This is a genomic window from Algiphilus aromaticivorans DG1253 (genome assembly GCF_000733765.1).
Taxonomy (GTDB): Bacteria; Pseudomonadota; Gammaproteobacteria; order Nevskiales; family Nevskiaceae; genus Algiphilus; species Algiphilus aromaticivorans.
Window position 1 is genome coordinate 2,173,284 of record NZ_JPOG01000001.1, and the last position, 23,025, is coordinate 2,196,308.

The 23,025-nt window shown below is 66.0% G+C and carries 23 protein-coding genes, 1 tRNA gene and 1 pseudogene; 18 read left to right on the forward strand and 7 right to left on the reverse strand.

The features are described 5' to 3' along the window. Positions 1–2 precede the first annotated feature (2 nt). The 15 genes from U743_RS10160 (at position 3) to U743_RS10225 (ending at position 13,584) form a co-directional block, all read left to right on the forward strand. Positions 3–1,571: a bifunctional aminoglycoside phosphotransferase/ATP-binding protein gene (locus U743_RS10160; RefSeq protein ID WP_043767914.1), complete on the forward strand. Its 1,569-nt coding sequence runs from the start codon at positions 3–5 to the stop codon at positions 1,569–1,571. 245 nt (positions 1,572–1,816) lie between these two features. Beyond that, a complete protein-coding gene (locus U743_RS19650; protein WP_269530668.1) occupies positions 1,817–1,951 on the forward strand; it encodes a hypothetical protein in 135 nt (44 codons plus the stop codon). A gap of 57 nt (positions 1,952–2,008) precedes the next feature. After that, the gene (locus U743_RS10165) at positions 2,009–2,290 is read left to right on the forward strand and encodes a hypothetical protein (protein ID WP_156966405.1); all 282 of its coding nucleotides are present in this window, start codon (positions 2,009–2,011) and stop codon (positions 2,288–2,290) included. A gap of 123 nt (positions 2,291–2,413) precedes the next feature. Continuing rightward, positions 2,414–2,896, forward strand: coding sequence for a DUF2628 domain-containing protein (locus U743_RS10170; RefSeq protein WP_084191473.1), 483 nt, complete (start codon positions 2,414–2,416; stop codon positions 2,894–2,896). Then, on the forward strand, positions 2,896–3,450 hold the full coding sequence (locus U743_RS10175) for a DUF2939 domain-containing protein (RefSeq protein WP_198021998.1): 555 nt from the start codon (positions 2,896–2,898) through the stop codon (positions 3,448–3,450). The genes U743_RS10170 and U743_RS10175 overlap by 1 nt, the downstream gene beginning before the upstream one ends. A 56-nt stretch (positions 3,451–3,506) precedes the next feature. After that, a complete protein-coding gene (locus U743_RS10180) occupies positions 3,507–4,061 on the forward strand; it encodes a TetR/AcrR family transcriptional regulator (protein ID WP_052367877.1) in 555 nt (184 codons plus the stop codon). 45 nt (positions 4,062–4,106) lie between these two features. Then, on the forward strand, positions 4,107–7,310 hold the full coding sequence (locus U743_RS10185; protein ID WP_043767923.1) for an outer membrane lipoprotein-sorting protein: 3,204 nt from the start codon (positions 4,107–4,109) through the stop codon (positions 7,308–7,310). Further along, positions 7,310–8,611, forward strand: coding sequence for a DUF1302 family protein (locus U743_RS19295; RefSeq protein ID WP_043767925.1), 1,302 nt, complete (start codon positions 7,310–7,312; stop codon positions 8,609–8,611). The genes U743_RS10185 and U743_RS19295 overlap by 1 nt, the downstream gene beginning before the upstream one ends. Positions 8,612–8,613: 2 nt before the next feature. After that, complete coding sequence (locus U743_RS10195) at positions 8,614–9,522, forward strand: alpha/beta hydrolase (protein ID WP_052367878.1); 909 nt, start codon at positions 8,614–8,616, stop codon at positions 9,520–9,522. Further along, positions 9,509–10,336, forward strand: a complete 828-nt coding sequence (locus U743_RS10200) for an enoyl-CoA hydratase/isomerase family protein (protein ID WP_052367881.1) — start codon at positions 9,509–9,511, stop codon at positions 10,334–10,336. Before U743_RS10195 ends, U743_RS10200 begins: the two co-directional genes overlap by 14 nt. Continuing rightward, positions 10,333–10,731 carry a GFA family protein gene (locus U743_RS10205; RefSeq protein ID WP_043767928.1) on the forward strand — a complete coding sequence of 133 codons (399 nt, stop codon included), beginning with the start codon at positions 10,333–10,335 and terminating at the stop codon, positions 10,729–10,731. The genes U743_RS10200 and U743_RS10205 overlap by 4 nt, the downstream gene beginning before the upstream one ends. Next, positions 10,728–11,195 (forward strand): GNAT family N-acetyltransferase, encoded by a 468-nt coding sequence (locus U743_RS10210; protein WP_052367884.1) that lies wholly within the window; start codon positions 10,728–10,730, stop codon positions 11,193–11,195. Before U743_RS10205 ends, U743_RS10210 begins: the two co-directional genes overlap by 4 nt. Positions 11,196–11,566: 371 nt before the next feature. Then, entirely contained in the window at positions 11,567–12,127 is a 561-nt protein-coding gene (locus tag U743_RS10215) for a LemA family protein (RefSeq protein ID WP_408607399.1), read from the forward strand. Next, positions 12,127–12,909: a TPM domain-containing protein gene (locus U743_RS10220; RefSeq protein ID WP_043767930.1), complete on the forward strand. Its 783-nt coding sequence runs from the start codon at positions 12,127–12,129 to the stop codon at positions 12,907–12,909. Before U743_RS10215 ends, U743_RS10220 begins: the two co-directional genes overlap by 1 nt. 57 nt (positions 12,910–12,966) lie before the next feature. Next, positions 12,967–13,584 (forward strand): TPM domain-containing protein, encoded by a 618-nt coding sequence (locus U743_RS10225; RefSeq protein ID WP_043767933.1) that lies wholly within the window; start codon positions 12,967–12,969, stop codon positions 13,582–13,584. A gap of 160 nt (positions 13,585–13,744) precedes the next feature. On the opposite strand, the gene U743_RS10230 is transcribed toward U743_RS10225, so the two are convergent. After that, positions 13,745–14,620 carry a dihydrodipicolinate synthase family protein gene (locus U743_RS10230; protein WP_052367888.1) on the reverse strand — a complete coding sequence of 292 codons (876 nt, stop codon included), beginning with the start codon at positions 14,618–14,620 and terminating at the stop codon, positions 13,745–13,747. 365 nt (positions 14,621–14,985) lie between these two features. On the opposite strand from U743_RS10230, the gene U743_RS19780 reads away from it, so the two are divergent. Further along, entirely contained in the window at positions 14,986–15,192 is a 207-nt protein-coding gene (locus U743_RS19780) for a transposase (protein ID WP_156966406.1), read from the forward strand. Further along, a pseudogene (locus U743_RS18770) lies at positions 15,107–15,292 on the forward strand (IS3 family transposase); the annotation flags it as partial. The gene U743_RS19780 and the pseudogene U743_RS18770, both read left to right, overlap by 86 nt. A gap of 293 nt (positions 15,293–15,585) precedes the next feature. On the opposite strand, the gene U743_RS10235 reads toward U743_RS18770, so the two are convergent. From U743_RS10235 to dcd, 5 genes are all read right to left on the reverse strand, one after another. Continuing rightward, positions 15,586–15,662, reverse strand: a tRNA-Arg gene (locus tag U743_RS10235). A gap of 82 nt (positions 15,663–15,744) precedes the next feature. Then, positions 15,745–17,100, reverse strand: coding sequence for an alkaline phosphatase PhoX (locus tag U743_RS10240; protein WP_043767936.1), 1,356 nt, complete (start codon positions 17,098–17,100; stop codon positions 15,745–15,747). 7 nt (positions 17,101–17,107) lie between these two features. After that, complete coding sequence (locus tag U743_RS10245) at positions 17,108–19,912, reverse strand: TonB-dependent receptor (protein ID WP_043767939.1); 2,805 nt, start codon at positions 19,910–19,912, stop codon at positions 17,108–17,110. Between the two features lie 203 nt (positions 19,913–20,115). Then, complete coding sequence (locus U743_RS10250; RefSeq protein ID WP_043767943.1) at positions 20,116–21,207, reverse strand: NHL repeat-containing protein; 1,092 nt, start codon at positions 21,205–21,207, stop codon at positions 20,116–20,118. A gap of 194 nt (positions 21,208–21,401) precedes the next feature. Further along, positions 21,402–21,968 (reverse strand): dCTP deaminase, encoded by a 567-nt coding sequence (gene dcd / locus U743_RS10255; RefSeq protein ID WP_043771872.1) that lies wholly within the window; start codon positions 21,966–21,968, stop codon positions 21,402–21,404. A gap of 112 nt (positions 21,969–22,080) precedes the next feature. On the opposite strand from dcd, the gene U743_RS10260 reads away from it, so the two are divergent. Then, positions 22,081–22,575: a TspO/MBR family protein gene (locus U743_RS10260; RefSeq protein WP_043767946.1), complete on the forward strand. Its 495-nt coding sequence runs from the start codon at positions 22,081–22,083 to the stop codon at positions 22,573–22,575. Between the two features lie 7 nt (positions 22,576–22,582). Here the strand turns inward: U743_RS10260 and U743_RS10265 are convergent, their stop codons facing one another. Then, positions 22,583–22,906 (reverse strand): hypothetical protein, encoded by a 324-nt coding sequence (locus U743_RS10265; RefSeq protein ID WP_043767949.1) that lies wholly within the window; start codon positions 22,904–22,906, stop codon positions 22,583–22,585. Between the last annotated feature and the right edge of the window lie 119 nt (positions 22,907–23,025).

Consider the following 23,025-nt stretch of genomic DNA (forward strand, 5'->3'; position numbering starts at 1 on the left):
CTATGACGCAATCCGAGCAGAAGACCTTCATCGCAGCGCTACAGGAGCCGGCGCGCTACCCCCACCCCGTGTCGCGCGTCCAGCTCTTCGAAACGCACGCCAACTGGATCCTTCTGGCGGGGGACTACGGCTACAAGATCAAGAAGCCGGTCGATTTCGGCTTCCTCGACTTCTCGAGCCTGGCAGCGCGCAAGTTCTTCTGCGAAGAGGAAATCCGCCTCAACCAGCGCCTGGCGCCGGAGCTCTACCTCCGCGTCGTGCCCATCACGGGCAGCTACGACGACCCCCAGCCCGACGGCGAAGGCGAGGCCATCGAGCACGCCGTGCTCATGCGCCGCTTCGACCCGGAGCAGCGCCTCGACCATTGCCTGGCGCGCGGCGAAGTGCAGCGCGACGCGCTGGACGCCTTCGCCGCCGACATCGCCCGCTTTCACCACGACATCCCGCCCGCTGACCCCGAGACGCCTTACGGCGAGCCGCAGAAGCTCCGGGAGCAGACGCACGACAACTTCGTCGATGTGCGCGAGCAGCTCTCTGCCGACGACGACCGCGCGCTGCTCGACCGCGTCGAGAAAGCCAGCCAGCAAGCCTTCGAGGCGCTGCGCAGCCGACTCGACGCGCGCAAGACAGACGGGCACATTCGTGAGTGCCACGGCGACCTGCATCTGGGCAATCTCGTCTTCAGCGAAGGACGCATTCGCGCCTTCGACTGCATCGAGTTCAACGCCGAGCTGCGCTGGATCGACACCGCCAGCGAGATCGCCTTCCTGCTCATGGATCTCCGTTTCCGCGGCCGTGCCGACCTCGCCGCACGCTGGCGCAGCTTCTATCTCGAATGGTCCGGCGACTACGGCTGCGAACCGCTGCTGCCCTTCTACGAGGCCTATCGCGCCATGGTGCGCGCCCGGGTGGCGGCGTTGACAGCAGCGCAGCAGGAGGGTGAGGAGAAAGACGCCGAAGTCGAGCGCGCCAGGAGCTATCTGCGCTGCGCCGACGCCGCGCTGCAACCGCGCAGCGGCCGCATCGTCATCACGCACGGACTGTCCGGCAGCGGCAAGAGCCGGGTCGCCATGGCCCTGACCGAGCAGCTCGGCGCGCTGCGCCTGCGCTCCGACGTCGAGCGCAAACGGCTCTTCGGCCTGGATCCCCTGGCGCAAGGCGACGCCGGGGTCGGGGAAGGCATCTACAGCGCGGAGTTCACGGATCGCACCTACCAGCATCTGGCGTCGCGGGCCGCAGAGCTGGCCGCCAACGGTGCCACGGTCATCGTCGACGCCACCTTCCTCGAGCGCGATCGCCGCCAGCAAATGCGATCCGCCGCCGATGATGCCAGGGTGCCTTTCTGCATCCTGCATGTCGAGGCGCCGCTGGCGATCCTCGAAGAACGCATCCGAAAGCGCGCTGCTACCGGCGGCGACGCTTCAGAAGCCGATGCCGAAGTTCTTCATCATCAACTCGCCCAAGCCGATCCTCTGAGCGTCGATGAGCGCGAACGCGTCATCGCCGTCGATACCAGTCAGGATGTGGACGCGGCGGCGCTGGCCGCAAGAATTCGCGAGGTCACCTCGTAACCGGCATCGGCTTCCGGCCGAAGCGCCGTGGCGCAGCGCCCGCTGGAAGCTTGCGTCGACGCCACACGGCGGGCCTCTGCCAGCTTCTCAAGACTTGGCCCCGGAGCCCTTCGATCCACACGTAGTTGCCAAGCCGCTCCACGCATGCTTCCGGAGCCACCCGCGGAAGGGCACGTATCCGCGCCCCGGCAGCCCGAGGGCGACACACTGACGTAAACGACGCGTAGATTGGGGAGACAGGCGAGATGACCAACGAGCACGCGCGCTTCAAGAAGATCCGGGACCTAGTCGACTGGGCGACCGCCTTTCACGTCGAACTGGCCAAGCGCTACAAGCAGCTCGCGAAGCAGTCCGGCGACGACGCCCTGCTCGATACTTGATTCGATGATGTCAGCCCGCTGCCACACGTCCAGGTGCTGACCAGGACCTCCGACAGCATGGCCTGCGAAAACCTCGAGGATGTCGTCAGCACCGCCATCACGGTGCACCGGAATCTCGGTGAGCTGTACCGCCACCGCGCCGAGGCGGCCGGCACCGATCACGAGCGCGAGTTCTTCGAGGCGCTGGCCAAAGGCGGCGCGACTTCCGCTCAGGCTAGCCGTGAGCAACCCGGAGGGACGACAGCTAGCGGGACATCATCTCCTTCTGATGGCGATAGCGCAGAGCCATCGCACGCTCAATCGCAGCTGACCATGCGCGTCCCCGGCCGGTATTCCTGAGCGATCCTTCAATCCCTCTGCATGACTAGCGGAACAGCTTGCGAGCGCTAGCGCCGCCTGCTGGCAGCAGCGAATGGACCTTCGCTCGCTAGCCGGCGCCACTGTGCAGCATCCGGTCAGCTGGTGACCAGCGCCGCTATCAGCGTGATGGCAGACTCAACGGAACTGGACAACTCGTGGACCCGCATGCGCCATTTTGACGTTTACCGTCACCCCACGCACGGGCTGCAGGCAATCAAGCAGGGCTTCAGCTGGCCAGCATTCCTCTTCACAGCCATCTGGGCCTTCGTCAAGAAGCTCTGGCTGCATGGCCTGATCTTCGTCGCAGTGCTTTTCATTCTGATCAGCGCCGAGCAAGCCCTGGTCGCTCAGGGCGCGGATGGCCCGGCACTACTCGTTATGACGATGGAACTGGGCGCCTATATCGTCATCGGAGCCAAAGGCAACGAATGGCGTCGGGCCGATCTTAGGCATCGCGGCTACGAACGGATCGCAAGCCTGCAGGCCAGCTCTCCGGACGCCGCCATTGCAGCGGCGGCGTCCACCTCTGCCGCCGAGGAGTCCGAGGCGACGGCAGATAAGCCCATGCGCAGGGAGCGGAACTGATGCATATGACTAGACGCATGCGGGGGATGAGTCGCCTCGGGCTGCTCGTTTTGGCGTTGGTGTTTGTGCTCGCGGGCTATCTGATCGCCAGCCCCTACTTCACGACCTACCAGATGCAGCGCGCAGCCGATGCGCGGGACGGCGAGGCGCTCTCCGAGCACGTCGATTTCCCCGCCGTGCGTCAGAACCTGAAGGACCAATTCAACGCCGAAGTCGCTAGCAGCCTGGGCGAGACGGAGGAGGACAACCCCTTCGCCGCCCTGGGCGCTGCATTCGGCAGCCTGATGATCGACCGCGTCGTTGACGCCTTCGTGACCCCGGCGGGTATCGCCCGGATGATGGAGGGCGATGTGCCCGAACCTTCCCCTTCCAGCGACGATGAACCCCGTCGCGATAATGAGAGGGAGCCCTTCTCTGAAGCGAGCATGGCCTACGAAGGCTTCAGCAAGTTCGCCGTCACCGTGCACGACGAGGAAACGGATGACGATATTCGCTTCATCCTGCGGCGACACGGCCTCGGCTGGAAGCTGACCGAGATCTGGCTGCCCTTGTAGGCGGCAGGTCCGTCATGCTGCTTGACGGCCAAGCCTACCTGTCGTAAGGTTGATTCATGAACACCTCCGATACCCGCGAACGCATCATCGAGTCAGCGCGACTGCTGATTCAGGACGCTTCCTACGACGGCTTCAGCTTTCGCGATATCGCCGAGCGCGTGGGCATCCGCAAGGCGAGCATCTATCACCACTTCGAGACCAAGGAAGCGCTCGCGGTGGCGATGCTCGACCAGGCCGTCGCCAGCTTCGGCGACTGGGCGCGCCGCTTCGAGCGCAAGCCCCCGGCGGAACGGCTACGCGCCTATTGCTTCGATCTCTATCGCGATCGGCTGCAGGCCGGCGACAAGCTGTGCCCGGGCGGCGCCTTCACGGCCGCCTGGTCGCATCTGGGCGAGCCGGTGCGCCGGGCGGTCGAGCGGCTTTTTGACGCACAGCACCGCTTCCTGCGTCAGGCCCTGATCGATGCCGATGCAACCGATCCGGACGATACGGCCGCATGGTTCATCGCCAACGTGCAGGGCGCGATCATTACCGCGCGCGCTCGCGGCGACGCCGCGCTCTTCGAACGTCTCTGCCAGCGCACGCTGCAGCAACTGCCTCTGCCGCGCTGAGCCCCATTTTTTTACACCTTTTACCTACCTGTCGACAGGTTTGTCATGACAAGCAACAACGCGTATCGCTTCTTCAGAACGGCCCTGCGCTACCGCGCTGCCGTGATCATCGGCTGCCTCGTCGCCATCGCGACCTTCGCGGCGCAACTGCCCGGTCTCGAAAAGGACACGACACCGGAAGCCTTTGTCCCGGACGGCAGCGCCTCGCTGGCCTATCGCGACCGCGTCGAAGACACCTTCGGCCTGAAGGATCCAATGGTGGTCGCCGTCGTCAACGAAGGCGACGCAGGCGTCTTCAACCCGGACTCGCTGCGCCTGGTGCAGTGGCTGAGCGACCGCATCGCCGAGGTCGAAGGCATCGACCCCGAGCGGGTCACCAGCCTTGCCACCGAGAACAACATCCGCGGCACCGAGGAGGGCATGCTCGTCGAGCCCTTCTGGGAAACGCCGCCGGCGACGCCCGAGGCCGCGCAGCGCGTCTGGCAGCAGCTGCAGCGCTTCCCGCTCTATCTGGGCAACCTCGTTGCCCGCGACGGCAGCGGCACCCTCATCGTCGCCGAGCTACTGGATGAGACGGCTGCCACCGATATCTATTTCGCGCTGCGCGAGCTCGCCGAGCAGGCGCGCGAAGCCGGGGTCGCGGGACCGGAGGACCGCATCCATGTCGCCGGGCAGGGCGCGGTCAGCGGCTACCTGTCGGAATACATCAGCGCCGACGCCACGCGCTTGAATCCGGTCGCCGCGGTGCTGATCACCCTCGTCCTGCTGCTGGCCTATCGCAGCCTGTCCGGCGTGCTGCTGCCCAACGTCGTCGTGCTGGGCACGGTGGCGACCGGTCTCGGCGCCATGGCCGCGGCCGGCGTGCCGATCTACGTCATCACCAACTCGCTGCCGGTCATCCTGATCGGCATCGCGGTCTGCGACAGCATCCACATCTTCGGCCAGTACTACGAGGAGATCGCACGCGATCCCGGCATCGCGGCCAGGGAAGCGGTGGCGCGCGCGATGGTGGCGATGTGGCGGCCGGTGACGCTGACCACGGCCACCACCGCCGCCGGCTTCCTCGGCTTGGCGACCGCCGCCGACCTGCCGCCCATGCAGTCCTACGGCCTGTTTGCCGCGCTGGGTGTTACTGCCGCCTGGCTGTGGTCGCTGCTGTTGCTTCCGGCGCTGCTGTCGCTGTTCCGGCCGCGGCCATCGCGTGCGGTGCGAATGAGCGCGCAAACGACGCCGGATCTGTCGAGCCGCCTGATGGCCGGCATGGGCACCATCGTCGGCCGGCATCCGCGCGCCACGGTCGCTGCCGTGGTGGCGCTGGCGATACTGGGTGCAGCGGGCGCCAGTCAGGTCGTCTTCAACGACCAGCGCATCCACAGCTTCGAGCCCTCGACGCCGCTGCGCCTGGCCGATGGCGCCATCAACGCGCGCTTCGACGGCACCTACTACCTGGACGTCGTCATCGAGACCGACGCGCGCGAGGCGCTCTTCGAGCCGGACAAGCTGCGCCGCATCGAGCGCCTGCAGGACTGGATGGAGACCGAGGGCGGCCTGCGTAACACCACTTCCATCGTCGACTACATCAAGCAGATGCATCGCGCCTTCAACGGCGACGATCCCGCGTACTACCGCATACCGGACGACTCGGAGCTGATTGCGCAGTACTTCCTGCTCTATTCGGCCTCCGGCGCGCCCACCGACTTCGAGGAGCAGGTCGACTACGACTACCGCCAGGCGCATGTGCGCGGACAGATGCGGCACGACGACTTCCGCGAAATCGCGCCCATCGTCACCGACCTGAAGCGGCACCTGCGCGAGCACTTCAACACCGAGGAGATGCACGGTGTGGCCACCGGCGCGCTGGAGCTGGCGCATTCCTGGCTGGCACCGCTGGCCGACAGCACCCGCAACGGCATGGCGCTGGCCCTGGCGCTGGTCTTCCTCGCGTCGGCGCTGTTCTTCCGCTCCGTCTTGCTCGGACTGCTGGCGACGCTGCCGGTGGCCTTCGCGGTGCTGATGGTTTTCGCCGTGATGGGCTACGCCGGCATCTGGCTGGGCATCGGCACCTCCATGTTCGCGGCCATCGCCATCGGCCTGGGCGTGGACTTCGCCATTCACACCCTGGACCGGCTGCGCCACCTGCTCGGCGAGCAGGGCATGGCCTACGGCGACGCCGTCGCCGCCCTCTTTCCGACCACCGGCCGCGCGCTGCTCTTCAACCTGCTCGCGCTCGCGCTCGGCTTCGGCGTGCTGATGAGCTCCTCGGTGCCGCCGCTGCAGGACTTCGGCCTGCTGGTGGCCGTCGCCGTCGTCACCAGCTTCGCCGCCAGCCTCACCGCCCTGCCGGCGCTGATTGCGCTCATCGGCCCGCAGCGCCTGTTTCCCACCACTAGCTCGAAGGATGACCCCATGCCCGCCAAGCCCCAGCAACAGGGCGGCTTTGTCCGCCTGCGCCCCCTCGTCGTGCTCGTCGCCATCGCCGTCGCCGCGGCGTCGGTACAAGCCCAGGACGCTCTGCCCGACGGCCCGCAGCTCATGTCCACCGTCGACGCACGCGACGAGGGCGTCACCCAGAAGTCACGCATCCACTTTTTGCTGACCGACCGCCAGGGCCGCAGCCGCGAGCAGGAAGCGGTCACCCTGCGTCGCTACGAAGGCGACGACAAGAAGCAGGTGCTGTTCTACCGCGAGCCCAGCAACATTCGCGGCACCGCCTTCCTGACCTACGACTATGCCGACCCCGAGCGCGACGACGATCAGTGGCTGTATCTGCCGGCCGCGCGCAAGACGCGCCGCATCTCGGCCTCGGACCGGGGCGACTATTTCCTGGGCACCGACCTGACCTACGAGGACCTCAAGCGCCAGAACAAGGTGTCGCTCAGCGACTGGCGCTTCGAGACGGTCGGTCGCGACGAGGTCGAGGGCACCGCGGTCATCGTCGTCGAAGGCGCTCCGATCAGCGAGCGCGTCGCCGAAGAACTGGGTTACAGCCGCGCGCGCTGGTACGTCGACCCCGAAACCGCGACGATCCGCAAGGCCGAGAACTGGGATCTGCAAGGCAATCGCCTGAAGACCGTGCGCTTCTCCGATATTCGTCAGGTCCAGGACATCTGGACCGTGCACGAGATCACCGTCGACAACCACAAGACCGGCCACAGCACACGGCTGGAGATCTCCGAGGTCGTCTACGGCCTCGACATCGACGACAGCGCCTTCGAGCAGCGCGCGCTATCGCGCGGCCTGCGCTACTGATGCGCGCGCGCCTGCCCTGGCTGTTGCTTGCCCTCGCGCCGGCTGCGGCGGCCGCCGACTGGCGGCTGGGCGGCACGGCGGAACTGGCCACAGCCGTGCAGACCACCAACGGCTATGGCCAGAAGGCCGAGCTCACGCTGCTGCCGGACGTTGAGTGGCGCAGCCCGTGGGGCTTCGACGTCACGGCCGTCGGACGGCTGCGCGCGGACACCATCGACCGGCTCGAGCCCGGCCGCCCCGACCGCGGCAGCTACGATCCTTGGAGCCGGCCGCAGGCGCTGGGGAGCAGCGGCGAGCTCGCGCTGCGCGAGCTCTACGCCGATATCTACCTGGGGCCGCTCTACCTGCGCGCCGGCAAGCAGCAGATCGTCTGGGGCAAGGCCGACGGTCTCAAGCTGCTGGACCAGGTCAATCCGCAGAACTTCCGCGAGTTCATCCTGGCGGACTTCGAGCATTCGCGGATTCCGCAATGGTCGCTGCGCGCCGAGTTTCCGCTGGGCCCTGTCTGGCAGGCGCAGTTGATCGCGCTTGCCGACGTTTCGGTGGATGCGTTGCCGCCGCCCGACGGCGCCTTCGCCATCACCTCGCCGGAGCTGGTGCCGATGGCGCCGCCCGGCACGAGGGTGCGGCTCCGCCCCGCGGATGCGCCGGAGCATCGCTTCGCCGACGGCGACGCCGGCGCCCAGCTGTCGGCCTTTCTCGGCGGCTGGGATCTGACGCTGAATTATCTGTATCACTACGTCGACCGGCCGGCCTTTCAGCGCAGTGCCACCTCTGACGGCGTCGCGGTGACGCCGCGCTACTACCGCACGCACACCCTCGGCGGATCGGCCGCCAATGCCATCGGCGACTTCACGCTGCGCAGCGAGCTCGCCTATGCCACGCGCCGGCGACTCATCGCCGCCGCCCCCCAGGACGCCGACGGCGTCATCGACAGCCGCGAGGCCTCGGCGGTGCTCGGCCTCGACTGGATGGGCCTGACCGACACCATCGTCTCCACACAGCTCTTCGCGAGCTGGGTGGATCTCTCCGAGGGCGCGGCGACACGCGACCGCGTCGAATGGGATGTCACACAGCTCGTCGAGCGCAGCTTCCGCAACGAGACGCTGACGCTGCGCGGGCAGCTCATCCACGACGTCAACGCCGGCGACGGCCTGCTGCGCGCCAGCCTGAGCTACGACTACCGCGCCGATCTCGTGCTGCGCCTGGGCACGGACCTCTTCTACGGCCGGGCGACCGGTCGCTTCGGCCAGTTCGATCGACGCGACCGCATCACGGCTTCCATCACCCAGGGCTTCTGATCATGACCCGAGCAAGTACCAGCCCCCCTTCCCCACCCTGGACGCTGCAGCTGCTGCGCGCGAGCATAGCGGTCGGCGGGCAGATCGCCCCCAGCCTGACTGCGCGGCGTCTGGCACGCCTCTTCTTCCGGCCCCGGCGTACGCGCAGCACGGCACGTGAGCTGCCCGCCCCGGACCGGGAGCGCACCGCCGGCGGCGCCTACCTCCGTCGCTGGGAAAGCGGGCCGCGCAGCGTCATGCTGCTACACGGCTGGGAAGGGCACTACACGCAGTTCGAGGCGCTGATCGCGCGCCTGCTGGAAGCCGGCTACACGGTGATCGCCGTGGACCCGCCGGCGCACGGCGACGCCCCTGGCAGCGTATCGCACCCGGGGCGCTTCAGTGACGCGTTGCGCGACGCGGTCGCCGCCGAGGACGCGCCCTATGCTGTCATCGGGCATTCGATGGGCGCCGGCGCCGCGCTGCTGGCCGCGAAGACGGGCGTGCGACTGCCGCGCATGGTGCTCATCGCCTCGCCGGCCAGCTTCCGCTACGTCGTCGACGGCTTTCTCGACTTCGTCGGGCTGCAGGGCCGTGGCCGCGAGCGATTCCGCACGCTCGTCGAGCGCGAGGTCGGCCACCCGCTGGACGCCATCGAGGCCGCCGAGCTGGCCCCTGCGATGGGCGACACCCCCGTCCTGCTCGTCCATGACCGCTTCGACCGGCGTATTCCCTACGAGCACGCCCAGCGCCTGCGCGCCGGCCTGAGCCGCGCGCAGCTGCACGAGACGCGCGGGCTCGGACACCAGCGCCTGCTGGCCGACGCGGGCGTCATCGCGCGCGTACTGGAGTTCCTCGACCAGCACGCGACCAACCCCCATCACTGCGCGGCGTCGCCGCGCCAACCGGAGACCAACCATGTCGCAAGCTGAAGTGCATTACAGCACCCGCAATGGCAACGCCTGGATCACGGTCCACAACGAGCGCGCCCGCAACGCGCTGTCGCCGGAGGTCCTGAGCCAGCTCGACGCTCGCCTCGATCAGGCCGCAGCGGACCCACACGCGCGATCCGTCGTGCTCGCCGGCGCCGGCAAGGAGGCCTTCTCGGCGGGCGCGGATATTTCCTACCTGTCGACGGCCTCGCCCGCCGAGGTACGGGCTTACGCGCGTGCGGCCATCTTCCTGACGGAGAAGATCGAGGCGATGGACAAGATCGTCGTCGCCGCCATCAACGGCCACGCCCTCGGTGGTGGCCTGGAAATCGCCGAAGCCTGCACGTTCCGCATCGCGGTAAGGAGTGCGCGCCTCGGCCACCCGGAAGTCCGCATCGGTGCCGTCGCCGGCTTCGGCGGCACCAGCCGCCTGCCGCGGCTCATCGGTCGCGCGCAAGCCACCGAGTTGCTGCTGACCGGCGATACCATCACGGCCGAGAAGGGCCTGGCCCTAGGGCTGGTTCATCGGGTGGTGTCGGCGGACATGCTGAGCGTCGAATGCGAGCACCTGCTGGCGCGCGTCAACGCCGGCGCGCCGCACGCGCTGCGACTGACGCGCGACGCCGTGCGGCGCGGCGTGGAGCTACCGCTCGGCGCCGCGCTGCGACTGGGCGCGGATCACTTCGGGCTGGCGGCGAGCGAGGCGGACTTCCGCGAGGGCACGACGGCCTTTCTGGCCAAGCGCCCGCCGCGGTGGGCGCACACGCTGGCCGCAGACAACGCAGAGACGGAAAAGGAGGTCATCGCATCATGAGCCTTCGCGGCAGCTGCCTTTGCGGCCGGGTGCGCTTTCGCATCGACGGCCCGCTCTTCGACGTCCTGAACTGCCACTGCAGCATGTGCCGCAAGTACCACGGCGCGGCATTCAAGACGCGCGCACGGGTGCGCGCCGCCGACCTCGGCCTGAGCCAGGGCGCCGAGGCCATCCGCTATTACGAGTCCTCGCCCGGCGAACACAAGGGCTTCTGCGGCACCTGCGGCTCGCCCATCCTCACCCGATTCGACCACGACGCGGACACCTTCAACATCTCTCTAGGCACGCTGGACGACGACCCTGGCGTCACGCCACAACGTCACATCTTTGTTGGCAGCAAGGCGCCGTGGCACAGCATCACCGACGCGCTTCCGCAGCACCAGAGGCTTGAATGACCGTCGCATCAGATATCCGCGAAATCATCTTCAGCGATGGGGTCGCCGCCTTGCTGGGCGGCTCGGGGCTCCCCACCTCCGACATCGCCGATGACCCGCACATCGTCTGGTTCGGCGCGATGCAGGGAAGCGAAGCCCACGGTGTCATCGCGCTACAGCCGGCCGGCACATCGGCGCTGCTGCGCTCGCTGGCAGTTGCGCCCGGCAAGCGCAGAGCCGGCCTCGGTGCCGCACTGATCGCCGCCGCCGAGGAAAAGGCACGGGCGATGGATCTCGATGCGCTATACCTGCTGACGGAAGACTCCGGCCCGTACATGAAGCGGCACGATTTTCAGGACATTGCACGCGAGGCCGTGCCCGACCCCATCCGGCGCCTTCCTCAGTTCGCCGGCATCTGCCCGGCCAGCGCCCGCTGCATGCGCAAGCAACTGGGTGCGCGTTGCACTGGCGAAATCGCGCCTTAGCGCACGCTCACTGGTTGAGAATGTCACGGGGATTTGCGAAGCAATGCGTGGCGCGCAGCGCATCGCTACCGGGAGCGGATCGATCAGGAGCGGCCGGTCGGGTGCGCTTGCCGCCACGGTTGCACGCACCCTGCTGGCACTGATGCTATTGGCCCTGAGTCTGTGCAGGCAAGCGCTTGAAGAGTTCGGCACCCTGCCCGGAACGAACGCTGACCACCTTGAAAACCGCAGTTCCGTCCCCAGTAAAAATGGGACCGGTGCCTTTGCCTTAGGGCCGCCCCTTCTTCATGCAGCTACTTCCGGGACAGAGCACTATGGGAATCCTTCACAACCCGCTTCAACAGCGGATTTTCTGGCAGTTGACGTCGCTGATGACGCTGGTTGTGCTTCTCAGTGGCTGTGGGATCAACAACATCCCCACCTACGATGAGAAAGTCACCGCCGCCTGGTCCCAGGTGGAAAACCAGTACCAGCGCCGCGCCGACCTGATTCCCAACCTGGTGGAAACCGTCAAGGGTTTCGCGGCCCAGGAGCAGAAAACCCTGACCGCGGTGATCGAGGCGCGCTCCAAGGCCACGTCGATTCAAGTGGACGAGAGCATTCTCAACAGTCCCGAGAAGCTGCAGCAATTCCAGCAGGCCCAGGGCGAGCTGAGCAGTGCCCTGAGCCGCCTGATGGCGGTGTCCGAGCGCTATCCGGACCTGAAGTCGAACCAGAACTTCCTGGCCCTGCAGGCGCAGCTTGAAGGCACGGAGAACCGTATTGCCGTCGCCCGCCGGGATTTCATTCAGGCGGTGCAGCGCTACAACACCGAGTTGCGCACCTTCCCGGGGAAAATCTGGCACAGCCTCCTGTATAGCGATCTGGAGCCCCGTGCCAACTTCGAAGCCACCACGGAGGATCCGGAAGACGCTCCTGCGGTGGAATTCTGATGGCCGCCCTGCGCCCCAGAAGCCTTCTAGTGGCGTTGCTGCTGGCGCTCCCGGCCACCGTCTGGGCCCAGTCAGCGCCTGAGTTTCCCGAATTGACTGGCCGGGTGGTCGACCGGGCGGAAATCCTCTCCCCCGAAGTGGAAACACGCCTGACTCAGATGCTTCAGGCCCACGAACAGGCCAGCACCGAACAAGTTGTCGTGGTCACGGTGCCTGAACTGCAGGGGCTTCCGATTGAAGATTACGGCTATCAGTTGGGAAGGCACTGGGGTATCGGCCAGAAGGGCGAAGATAACGGCGCCCTGCTGATCGTCGCCCAGGACGAACAAAAAGTCCGCATAGAGGTGGGCTATGGCCTTGAGGGCCGGCTCACCGACGCCGAATCCTCCGTCATCATCAACCGCGTGATCACCCCGGCTTTCCGCCAGGGGGATTTTCAGGCCGGTATCGTCAACGGCGTCGCCGCCATGATCCAGGTCCTGGGCGGCGAACCCATGGCGGCCTCCCAAGGCCGGCAGTCCCGCGCCCCCAAGGAAAAGCCCAACGCCGGCCTGGTGTCGCTGTTGTTCCTGCTCATGATGACGGTGGTGTTCTTCATCGGCAGTCGCGGGGGCCGTGGTGGACGCGGGGGCGCTGCCCTGCTAGGTGCAGCCTTGCTCGGCGGCGCCATGGGCGGCCGCGGTGGTGGCGGCTTCGGTGGAGGTGGCTTCGGCGGCGGCGGAGGCGGCTTCGGCGGCGGCGGAGGCGGCTTCGGCGGCGGCGGTGCCTCCGGTGGCTGGTAAGGCCGAGTTGGCTTCCCGCGCTGAATGCCCCCACCTCCAGATGAGACGCACAGAATCATGACCTTACTAAGCAAAGACGATCAGGAAGCCGTTACCACCGCCATCAACCAGGTGGAACGCGAAACTGACGCCGAACTGGTGACCGTGCTGACGGCGCAGTCCGATAACTACAACTATATCCCCTTGCTCTGGGCCGGCATCCTGGCCTTGCTCGTGCCGGGGATAGCCAACTACTTCGGCAGCTGGTTGGGTGCCGATACGCTGTTGCTGGTGCAGTGGGGCACTTTCATGCTGCTCAGCCTACTGTTCCGGGTGCCCGGCATCCAGACCCGTCTGATTCCGACGCAGGTACGTCACTGGCGGGCTTCAAATCTCGCGCGGCGCCAGTTCCTGGAACAGAATCTGCACCACACCGAAGGCGCCACCGGCATGCTGATCTTCGTCTCCGAGGCGGAACGCTATGTGGAGATTCTGGTGGACCAGGGCATTGCCGACGTCCTGGACAACTCAGTGTGGGAAGCGATAGTGGCGGACTTCACAGCCAGCGTGCGCCAGGGCCAGACCCGCCAAGGGTTCCTTGACTGCATCGCTGCCTGCGGCAAGCTCCTGAAAGAGCATGTACCCGCCACCCACGAGCGCAACGAACTGCCGAATCACCTGGTGATCCTGTCGTAACGACAACATCGGCATCCCTTCGGGGGAAGAAGGATGACAAGGCGCCAACCTCCTAGTTGACAGCCGAACTCTCCCTCGCTGCCGAACCGACGATGACCACGACCTCCTTCTAGAGCGGCCAGCCTTATCACCCACCGTGTAGGCTGGCGATGCCGTGCGTCTAGAGCAAGACATGCGCACCGCGCAGTGCGCGGCGCAGGGTCGCGTAATCCGCCGATTGCGGCAGCGCCGGCGGACGCAAACCCTCATCGATGAGTCCCATCTCGATCAGGGCCCATTGCACCGTGATGTCATAAGGATGGGCCTGCAGTGCTTCGTGCAGTGGCTTCAGAACGGCCTCCAGCGCATCGACCTGATCCTGGTCACCGTTCATCGCCGCGGTGCAAAGCGCCTGGACCTGGGCGGGTGCGACATTCGCCATCACCGAGACCACCCCATGGAAGCCCTCCATCATGAGTTTGGCGGCCCCTCTATAGGCGCCCGCGTACAAGCCGAAGCCATCGGGCCAATCCAGCCCAAGCAGTGCAGGCGGGGCTTCCGAATTGACGCCACGTTCGATCAATCCGTTAATGCCGTCGATCTGCGCCAATTGCTTGATCACCGCGTAGGGCAGCAGATCCGACCGCTCGGGGTGTTCACGCAGGTACACCGGCATCTTGGCCGCTCGCGCAATCGTCTGAAAATGCTTTAGTAGCGCATCGTGGTCGGGGCAGCCCGCCACGGGTATCGTGAGCAACACGGCATCAACCACCGCATCATAGGCGGTACGCAGACTTGCCCGGGCCCCCTTGGTCGTATCCGCGCTGATGTCGGCAACAACGGCAATGCGGCCGTCGGCCTGCCAGACCGTGCGGCGAAAAAGTTCGTAGCACTCCTCACCGTCCAGATCCGCCGACGAATCCATGGTACTGCCGATGACTATTGCGGAACTGCCCTGCTCGACGTGCCACTCGATCAGTCTCTCCATATCGGTGTAGCTCGGAGCGCCACCGGAATGGGTGGGAGTAATCAGGTCGACGATGCTGCCCTTGATCATGGAACATCCTTTGTAGTTGCAGTGGAGCGGGGCACCATTACCCACGCAACAACATCAGAGCGCCGGGGACCCTCAGGGCCGGCACCTCGGCATCCATAGCCGCACGTCCGGTGCGTCGCTGCACCTAGGGCGAGGCAAGAAGTAAAGCAAGAATTGGGCCGATGCATGGCGGGAAGCGGCCACCTCGCGATCGCCGGCCAGCATAGGCGGTGCTCTGCCAGCTGGCTATGAACCGTCCCGAGTCCACCGGAGGCTGATTACCGTAAGTCGCGCTGCATCCACGATGCGTGGCCCATCGCCGATGGGTCCTACTCAGTTAATGCGGACACTGACGAGAAGGCCCGCACTGGGCCGAAGGAGTGTTCATGTCGAAACGCAAGCGTTACAGCCCGGAGTACAAGCGGGAGGCGGTCGAGCCGGCCCGCCGGTCAGATACCAGCGCGCGGCAAGTGGCCCTGGATATCGGCATCAGCCCCAACATCCTCCGAAGGCTTCTTCGGCGTGCTCAAGCGCGACCGAGCCAACCACCGACGCTACCGCACGAGAGACGAAGCACGTGCCGATCTGTTTGACTACATTGAGCGGTTCCACAACCCACGGATGCGGCGCCGCGTCACCGCTCAAGATCTGAAGTTTTCAAACCTTTCCAAACCGTCCGCAGAAGCTGGGTAGAACCCAAGCCCGCCGGTGAAGTCATCGAATTCGTGGATGATTGAGCTTGATCTGCTCGAGCTTGTCCCAGCGCCATAACCTCAACGCGGCATCACTGCGCGAGTGCGCCAGAAGGCAGCCGTCCCAGCGTTGGCCTAAATCCGTACCAGGCGGATTTCAGAGCCGCAGGGACCCTTTGTGCCACAAAATCATCTTCGATTGGAGGGCAAGCTGGGCGTTCATTCGGGCAACGTCCGAATATCACCCAAAGAAAAAGGGAACCAACGCACTAAGTCGTTGATTCCCTTTATTTTTGGCGGGCCCGGGAAGATTCGAACTCCCGACCTTCTGGTTCGTAGCCAGACACTCTATCCAACTGAGCTACGGGCCCGCGGTTCGCTTGTCGGCGGGGGCTGCCCGCCTGCGAGGCGCGGATTATACAGTGGCTTCGTCGCGACGAAAACCTCTAGCGCTCATCCGGCGGTCGATTCGGGGAAAGGACCGGTGATGGCCAGGGTGAGACCGCTCTTCTGGATGTTGACGTAGAGGGTGCTGCCATCCGGCGAGAAGCAGGCACCTGCCAACTCGGAAGGGTTGTAGAGGTTCTGCGCCAGCGGGTAGAGGCTGCCTTCGGGAGTGACGCCGATGAGGCGGCAGTGGTCGTCGGTGTCCTCGCAGACGATGAGGTCACCCCAGGGCGCGACGGTGAGGTTGTCGCAGTTGCGCATGGCCTTGCCGTCGGATTCGACCAGCAGCTCCACCGTCTCGTCGTCCTCGTGATAGGCAAATACCTGCCCCATTTCACTGGCGCCGCCCGAGGTGCAGGCGAAGTAGATGCTGCCGTCTCCGGCCCAGCAGCCCTCGCCGCGCGCGAAGACAGCCGCCCCGGCTTCATGACCGCGGTAGCGCAAGTCGTCGTCGGGGGCTTCGGGGTTGTCGAGGTCGACCCAGCGCGCCGAATACCGACGGCCACTCTCGACCTTCCGGGATTCCCAATTGCGGGTGTCGAGGCCGGGCGCATCATCGAAGACCAGCGCCTGCAACTGCCCGCCGGCGGCGAGCTTGCCGGGCTCATTGAGCAGCACGCGGTAGAACAGACTGTCGTCCTGGTCCTCGGTGAGGTAGACGACACGGTCATCGGCCCCGATGGCGGCAGCTTCGTGCTTGAAGCGGCCGAGGGCGGTCAGCGGCTTGGGCGCGACGAGGCCGTCGTGCTCGGCGGGCACTTCGAAAACCCAGCCGTGGTCCTTTGCGCGCACGCCGCCGGCACGTTCCGTGGTCTCTTCGCAGGACAGCCAGCTTCCCCAGGGCGTGGGGCCACCGGCGCAGTTGCGCTCGGTGCCGGCGAGGCTGAGAAACTGCCGCTCCGGCGTGTGGCCGTCCGAGGCCAGCACCAGGGTGGTGGTACCGCCCTGCCCCGCACCCGGCGCATCACCGCCGATATCGAAGACGCGAGAGCGGTCGATCTTGGACAGGCCGGCCAGATCGTCGCCGAAGGCTCCGAAATGGGTGTCCTCCGGGCTGTTCTCGTGGTTGCAGACCAACCGCACGCGGCCGTCGCTGCCGGCAAAGGCAGCCATGCCGTCCGGGCGCGCCGGGCGGATCAGGCCATCAGCCATGGGCTCGCCGGTGCGGGCAATGATGCGGTAGGAAAAGCCCTCCGGCAGATCGAGCACGCCGCCGGGGTCGGGGCGCAGCGCGCCGAAGTCGACCGAGGCAGCGTTCTCGCTGGCATGCAGGTGCGTCAGGCCACCGAAGGCCATCGCCACGGCGGTGCCGCCGAGCCCTTGCAGGACGCGGCGGCGATGGGTGCTGTGATCCATACGCATCGAAAGCTCAGAACTGATAGCGAACACCGAACTCGACCGTGCGGCCGAACTCGTCGTACTGGTTGGCAAAGGCGCTGTTGCCGAGGTAGGCGTAGAAGACTTCATCGGTGATGTTCTGGACGTTGAGAATCGCGGTCCAGTTGCTCGTGAAGCTGTACTCGGAAGTGAAGTCGAGGCGGAATTCCTCATCCACATAGCGATCCTGACTGGGGTCGTCCTCCTCCTCGACGCCGTCGAAGTAGGTGCCACGGCGGTTGGCGGCCAGCCGCAGCGACAGTCCGTACTTGTCGTAGCCGACGGCGAGGTTGGCGATGTCCTCGGCCTGGCGCGGCAGCGGGATCTTGCTGTCGCGGAAAGGCACCTCGGCCTCGGAGTCCACCCAGGTGTAGTTGGCCAGCAGCAGCAGGCCGTCCCAGGGTGACGGCAGGAAGCCGAACTCCTGCACATAGCTGAGCTCGACGCCGTAGAGCCGCGCGGATTCGCCGTTGGTGACGGTGGCCACTTCGTCGAAGTCCTCGAAGGGCGCCTGGCCGGCGACATCGGTGCTGACGAAGAAGTCCTCGATGTCCTTGTAGAAGACGCCCACCGACGCCGCCGTCAGGCCCTGCGGCGAGAAGTAGCTCAGCTCGAGGTCGACGTTGTTGGAGTACAGCGGATCGAGCTCGGGATTGCCGACTTCGGCAACGCGCTCGCCACCCTCAATCTCGATGAGCTGGCGAGCACCGGCATCCTCGAAGTTCGGGCGGGCGATGGTGCGGGTCAGCGCCGCGCGCAGCTGCCAGCTCTCCGTAATGCTGTAGAGCGCCTGCAGATTGGGGAAGAAGTCGGTGTAGTCGTTACTGCCGCTGAAGGGCTCGATGGTCGGGATGCCGTCGTTGGTGCCTTCGTCAACGATGGCGCGGAAGCCGTTCTGATCGATTTCGGTCTGCTCGACGCGCAGTCCGCCGACAAGCTCCAGCCGCCCGAAGACGATCTCGGACATGGCATAGGCGGCGTAGATGTTCTCTTCGAGATCGTAGTCTTCGCCCTTGCTGTCGAGCAGGAAGTCCGCCTCGTTGCGGGTGAAGTTCTCGCGGTTGTCGAAGTAGAACTGCCGCAGACGGTCGGTATCCACGGCCGGCCCGAAGCGACCCAGTGGATAGTCGCGCGGCGAGCTGCCGACGAAGTCCGCCAGCGTGAAATCGCCACCGAAGTCCTCGAAGTTGCTGTTGTTGCCGTCGTTGAACTTGTCGCGCAGGCGGATCTTGCCACCGAACTGCAGCCGGCCCGGGCGATTGCCGTAGCGCAGGTCGCGCGCAAAATTCAGCTCGAAGGAGGTCTCGGTCTCCTCGGTTTCATCGCTCTCCAGCTCGATGAGATCCAGCTCGTAGCCGCTGACGTCTTCCAGCGCGGCGACGTCCTGGCCGAAGAGATTGGGCACCTGACGATCACTGAGGTCGTAGCCGATGTCCAACCCTTCGCTGATGAGGGCGGTACCCAGCGAAAAGGGCTCCGAAGTGCTCGCCTCGGCGTAGCCGGCCTGGTAGTCGGCTTCCCAGTCGCCGAGCAGATTCTCGCCACCAGCGACGAAGGCCAGGATATCGCGCGTGGCCGTGGTCTCCTTTCCGCGACGCTCCACCGCCGCGTTGTCGAAGAGGCCGCGGTCACCACTGATCTCGGTGGGGTCGCCATCCTCGAAGAGGTACTCGTGCTCCAGCTCGATCTCGTTGTCGGCGAAGCGGCTGTAGAGCGTGCGCAGGAAGTACTCGGAATCCTCGGTCGGGCGATAGTCGAAGTTGAGCACGCCGCCGGTACGCTCGCGGCTCAGCTCGTAGTCGCGCTGCTCGGCGGCTTCCGGCGAGCGAACTTCGGCGCCGTCGGGAGCGGTGACCTCCGGCCAGGTGCCGGCCTCGACGTTGTCCACCGCGAAGCTGCGGTCGAAGTAGTTGAAGGAGGCCGAGACGCCGAAGTTGTCCGTCCCTTCGCCAACGCTGAACAGGCGCGTGCCGGTCAGCGAGATGCGCGGGCTGGTTTCCTCCAGCGGCTCGTTGTAGCTGCCCTCGACGCTGGCGGTCAGCGAGTTGCCGAGGTCGAAGGCCGTCAGGGTCTTGATCTCGATATTGCCGCCGACCGCATCCGCGTCCTGATCGGGCAGCAGGCTCTTGCTGATCTCGACGCTCTCGACCAGATCGGAGGACACCACGTCCAGGTTCACCGCCCGCGAGTCATCCTCCGGCCCCGGGATGCGCAGACCATTGACGGTGGTGGTGTTGAACTCGGCATTGGCACCGCGGATGACGGCGAAGCGGCCCTCACCCTGATCGCGCTCCAGCGAGATGCCGGGCACGCGCTGCAGCGCCTCGGCGACGTTGTTGTCGGGGAACTGGCCGATGGCATCGGCCGAAAGCACATTGAGATTGTTCAGGGCGTTGCGCTCGCGTGTCAGCGCCGCAGCCTGACCCGCCGCCTGGCCGACGACGCGCACCTCCTCCACATCGCTGCCCGCGATGACGATATCGACGCGGCGCGTCTCGCCGGCGGTCAGCTCGACGTCCTGTCGCTGCGCGGGCGCGCCGAGATACTCGACCACCAGTTCGTACTCGCCGGCGGGGAGATCGCGGAAGCGGAAGTTGCCGCTGCGATCCGTGGCCGTGCTTAAGTCGGTACCGACGATGCGCACGCGCGCACCCTCGAAGCGGAAACCGCCGGTGGTATCGACCACGCGCCCGCGCAGGGCGGCCGTGCCATCATCCTGCGCCAGCGCCACGGTGGTACTGCAGACCGCCGATGCGCCCAGCGCAACCGCCAGACAGGCATGCCTGATCGCCTTCATTGCCTTCCCCTGTTTTCATAATCCGGTTGACGGGGTGCGCAGCGCGCGCCCCCTGAATCGGGGCGAACCGTAGCGGCCGGCCATGTCGGCTCCATGGCACTGGCATGACAGTCGCTTTGCAGCTCGTCATGGATTCGTGTGCCATAGCAAAGCGGCGCGCCCATTTCGGACGCGCCGCGCGGGCCCCGCCAGTTCGCGAAGGCTCAGTTGCCGCAGGCAGTCAGCGACAGCGCATCCAGAATCTCGGCCAGCGAGAAGGCCGCGGCATTGCCATCGTCGTGCACAGCGAAGAAGACCCCTTGCGGATAGCCTTCCATCGGCTGCCGGCTCAGCCAGATACCGTCGGTGTTCAAGGTCTTCTTGCCCTGGAAGCTGCCGACGTGCTGCAGCGAATCCCGATCGAAGACATGGAAGCGGTTGACGCGCTCGTCCTGATCGGTCGTAAACCAGTAGCCGCCGCCGTCCGCACAGGCATAGAGGGCGATGCCTTCCGGCTCGTACTCGAACACGCCGTCGCCGACAAGCGTGCCCGTGAAGCGGCCGCCGAAGTCGTAGACCTTGATGTTGGCTTCGCGCTCGAACTCGTCGGCCACCAGCAGGCGCCCGCGCTCGGCGTCCCCGAAGAGGGATTCGACCTTGTAGAGCACACCAGCGCCCTCGGTATCGCCAAAACTGCGCTCATGCATGACCTCGACCGCATCGCTCTCGATGCGGAAGCGGAACTGCTGCACGCGCCGGTCCAGCTCGGCGGCAGGTGGAATCTCCTCGTCGGCCGTTTCGTAGGCATCGGTCACGAAGATGCGATAGCCACCATCGGCAATCGATTGCACCCAGAGGCCATAAGGCAGCTCGAGCTCTTCGGCGCCGAAGCTGCCCAGCGGCGTAAAGTCGGGCAGGCGCAGTAGCTGTACGCGATGATTGTCGCGCTCGACCACCAGCGCCAGGTCGTCGATGATGCTGATGCCGTTGGGCCGCCGGAACTCGCTCAGATCGTCGCCCCTGCTGCCGACCTTGCGGATCAACTCACCGGTAGCAGCGTCGAAGACCTGCAGCAGATCGCTCTCCTTGGCCGTAGCCAGCAGCCAGTTCTGCCCGTCGGGGCCGTGCCATACCGCCACCGAATCGACGTTGTCGTTCTCGTCGCGCTCGGTGAGGTAGCGCTCCTCCACCGTGGGCACATCGTCGGACTCCGCGGACGCCTTTGAGGAGTCGGCGGAAGGTGCCTCGCCGGAGCCGCAGGCAGCCAGCAACAGGAAGAGCGGGAGGGTGGCAATAGCCGAACGGGACGACAGCATGAATGGCAGCTCCGGAAGCGAGTTATGACCAGGCGCTGCCTCATCCGCGGGATTGCCCCGGCGAGGAGGGAGTTCAGGAACTCGCGGCAGCCCCCATGAAGCGTTCGGAGGCTAGAGCGCGCATGTTGCGGGCTTATGACGACCGAAACGCCGCTCGAAGCCGGCGCTTGCCCGCGGGCATCAGCGAAGGCGCATCAGGCGCTGGGCAAGGTCACTCCACGCTGGCCCATGTACTTGCCCTTTCGGTCCTTGTAGGAGACCGCGCATTCCTCGTCGGACTCGAAGAAGAGCATCTGCGCCACGCCTTCGTTGGCGTAGATCTTGGCGGGCAGCGGCGTCGTGTTGGAGAACTCCAGCGTGACGTGGCCTTCCCACTCCGGCTCAAGGGGCGTTACGTTGACGATGATTCCGCAGCGCGCGTAAGTCGACTTGCCGAGACAGATCGTCAGCACATTCCTCGGGATGCGGAAGTACTCGATGGTATGTGCCAGCGCGAAGGAATTTGGCGGGATGACACAGGAGGGGCCGTGGAAATCCACGAAGCTGCGCTCGTCGAAGGACTTGGGGTCGACGATGCTGCTGTTGATATTGGTGAAGATCTTGAAATGCTCGGCGCAGCGCACGTCGTAGCCGTAGCTGGAGGTGCCGTAGGAGACGATCTTGCCGCCGTTCTCCTCGCGCACCTGGCCGGGTTCGTAGGGCTCGATCATGCCGTGCTCGCGGCTCATGCGATCGATCCAGCGGTCGGATTTTATGGTCACGGTGCCCCCTCGTCGGCAGATGCCGCGATTATAGGGGTGCCGCAGCGCCACCGAGCTGTGCGCGACGGATACCGCCGGGGCGATTGCCACCGAAGCCGGGCATGCTGAGCGCATGACCCAACCCGCAACCGCCCCGCCGCCGCTTCGCCGCACCGACCTCGCGGTGTTCCTGCTCTTCCTGCTGGTCTGTGGCGTCTTCCTGGCCGCGGGCAGCCTGGTGACCGCACCGGCCGCGGCCGGCTGGTATCAGACGCTGCAGCGCCCGGCCTTCGCGCCGCCGGATACCGTCTTCGCGCCGGCGTGGACCGCGATCTTCCTGCTGATGGCGGTGGCCGGCTGGCGCGTGTGGCGACGTGCCGGCTGGACGGCGGCGCAGGCGGTCTTCGGGCTGCAGCTGCTGCTGAACTTCGGCTGGTCGGCGCTGTTCTTCGGTCTGCAGCGACCGGACCTGGCGCTGGCCGAAATCTTCCTGCTGGCGGGCGCCATCGTCTGGACGATGCGCGCCTTCGGCCGCGTTGAGCGCCTAGCCGCCTGGCTGCTGGCGCCCTATCTGGCCTGGGTGGCCTTCGCCGCCGTGCTCAACGCGGCCTTCGTCTGGCTGAATTGAGTAAAACTCAGCGCATGCCGGCGTAATGCCGTCGAACGACCTCGTGGCGCAGGCGCGGATTCGGCGTATCCAGACGCAGTTGCACGCCGTCATTCAGGGCATCGGCGTGGCGTACCGGCAGGCTGTCGGCTTCGCGCCATCCATCTTCCTCGCGCCAGAACCAGCGGTCGTGCGCGGGCGCGTAGTAGATGTCGCGCTCCGGGTAATAGACGAAGAGATGCTGCTGTGCCCGCAGGCCAAGCGTGGCGCTGTCGGCCTTCGGCTCGGCCTGCAGGCTTCCGCTGCCCAGGCCCGCGATCACGGCGAATAACACAAGCTGCCATCGGAACATGCGGTCTCCCGGGCAATCCGGCCCGGCGGTTGCGGCGATGAGCGCATTTTCCCGAGGCTGGCTGAACGGCCCGCGAACGCGGCCGTCGCGGGGCTGCGTGGCATACTGCGCGGCCTTTC

Coding starts and splice junctions, on each gene's coding strand:
- U743_RS10160 (WP_043767914.1), top strand. CDS start 3: ATGACGCAATCCGAGCAGAAGACCTTCATCGCAGCGCTACAGGAGCCG.
- U743_RS19650 (WP_269530668.1), top strand. CDS start 1,817: ATGACCAACGAGCACGCGCGCTTCAAGAAGATCCGGGACCTAGTCGAC.
- U743_RS10165 (WP_156966405.1), top strand. CDS start 2,009: ATGGCCTGCGAAAACCTCGAGGATGTCGTCAGCACCGCCATCACGGTG.
- U743_RS10175 (WP_198021998.1), top strand. CDS start 2,896: ATGCATATGACTAGACGCATGCGGGGGATGAGTCGCCTCGGGCTGCTC.
- U743_RS10180 (WP_052367877.1), top strand. CDS start 3,507: ATGAACACCTCCGATACCCGCGAACGCATCATCGAGTCAGCGCGACTG.
- U743_RS10185 (WP_043767923.1), top strand. CDS start 4,107: ATGACAAGCAACAACGCGTATCGCTTCTTCAGAACGGCCCTGCGCTAC.
- U743_RS19295 (WP_043767925.1), top strand. CDS start 7,310: ATGCGCGCGCGCCTGCCCTGGCTGTTGCTTGCCCTCGCGCCGGCTGCG.
- U743_RS10195 (WP_052367878.1), top strand. CDS start 8,614: ATGACCCGAGCAAGTACCAGCCCCCCTTCCCCACCCTGGACGCTGCAG.
- U743_RS10200 (WP_052367881.1), top strand. CDS start 9,509: ATGTCGCAAGCTGAAGTGCATTACAGCACCCGCAATGGCAACGCCTGG.
- U743_RS10205 (WP_043767928.1), top strand. CDS start 10,333: ATGAGCCTTCGCGGCAGCTGCCTTTGCGGCCGGGTGCGCTTTCGCATC.
- U743_RS10210 (WP_052367884.1), top strand. CDS start 10,728: ATGACCGTCGCATCAGATATCCGCGAAATCATCTTCAGCGATGGGGTC.
- U743_RS10215 (WP_408607399.1), top strand. CDS start 11,567: ATGACGCTGGTTGTGCTTCTCAGTGGCTGTGGGATCAACAACATCCCC.
- U743_RS10220 (WP_043767930.1), top strand. CDS start 12,127: ATGGCCGCCCTGCGCCCCAGAAGCCTTCTAGTGGCGTTGCTGCTGGCG.
- U743_RS10225 (WP_043767933.1), top strand. CDS start 12,967: ATGACCTTACTAAGCAAAGACGATCAGGAAGCCGTTACCACCGCCATC.
- U743_RS10230 (WP_052367888.1), bottom strand. CDS start 14,620: ATGATCAAGGGCAGCATCGTCGACCTGATTACTCCCACCCATTCCGGT.
- U743_RS19780 (WP_156966406.1), top strand. CDS start 14,986: ATGTCGAAACGCAAGCGTTACAGCCCGGAGTACAAGCGGGAGGCGGTC.
- U743_RS10240 (WP_043767936.1), bottom strand. CDS start 17,100: ATGCGTATGGATCACAGCACCCATCGCCGCCGCGTCCTGCAAGGGCTC.
- U743_RS10245 (WP_043767939.1), bottom strand. CDS start 19,912: ATGAAGGCGATCAGGCATGCCTGTCTGGCGGTTGCGCTGGGCGCATCG.
- U743_RS10250 (WP_043767943.1), bottom strand. CDS start 21,207: ATGCTGTCGTCCCGTTCGGCTATTGCCACCCTCCCGCTCTTCCTGTTG.
- U743_RS10260 (WP_043767946.1), top strand. CDS start 22,081: ATGACCCAACCCGCAACCGCCCCGCCGCCGCTTCGCCGCACCGACCTC.
- U743_RS10265 (WP_043767949.1), bottom strand. CDS start 22,906: ATGTTCCGATGGCAGCTTGTGTTATTCGCCGTGATCGCGGGCCTGGGC.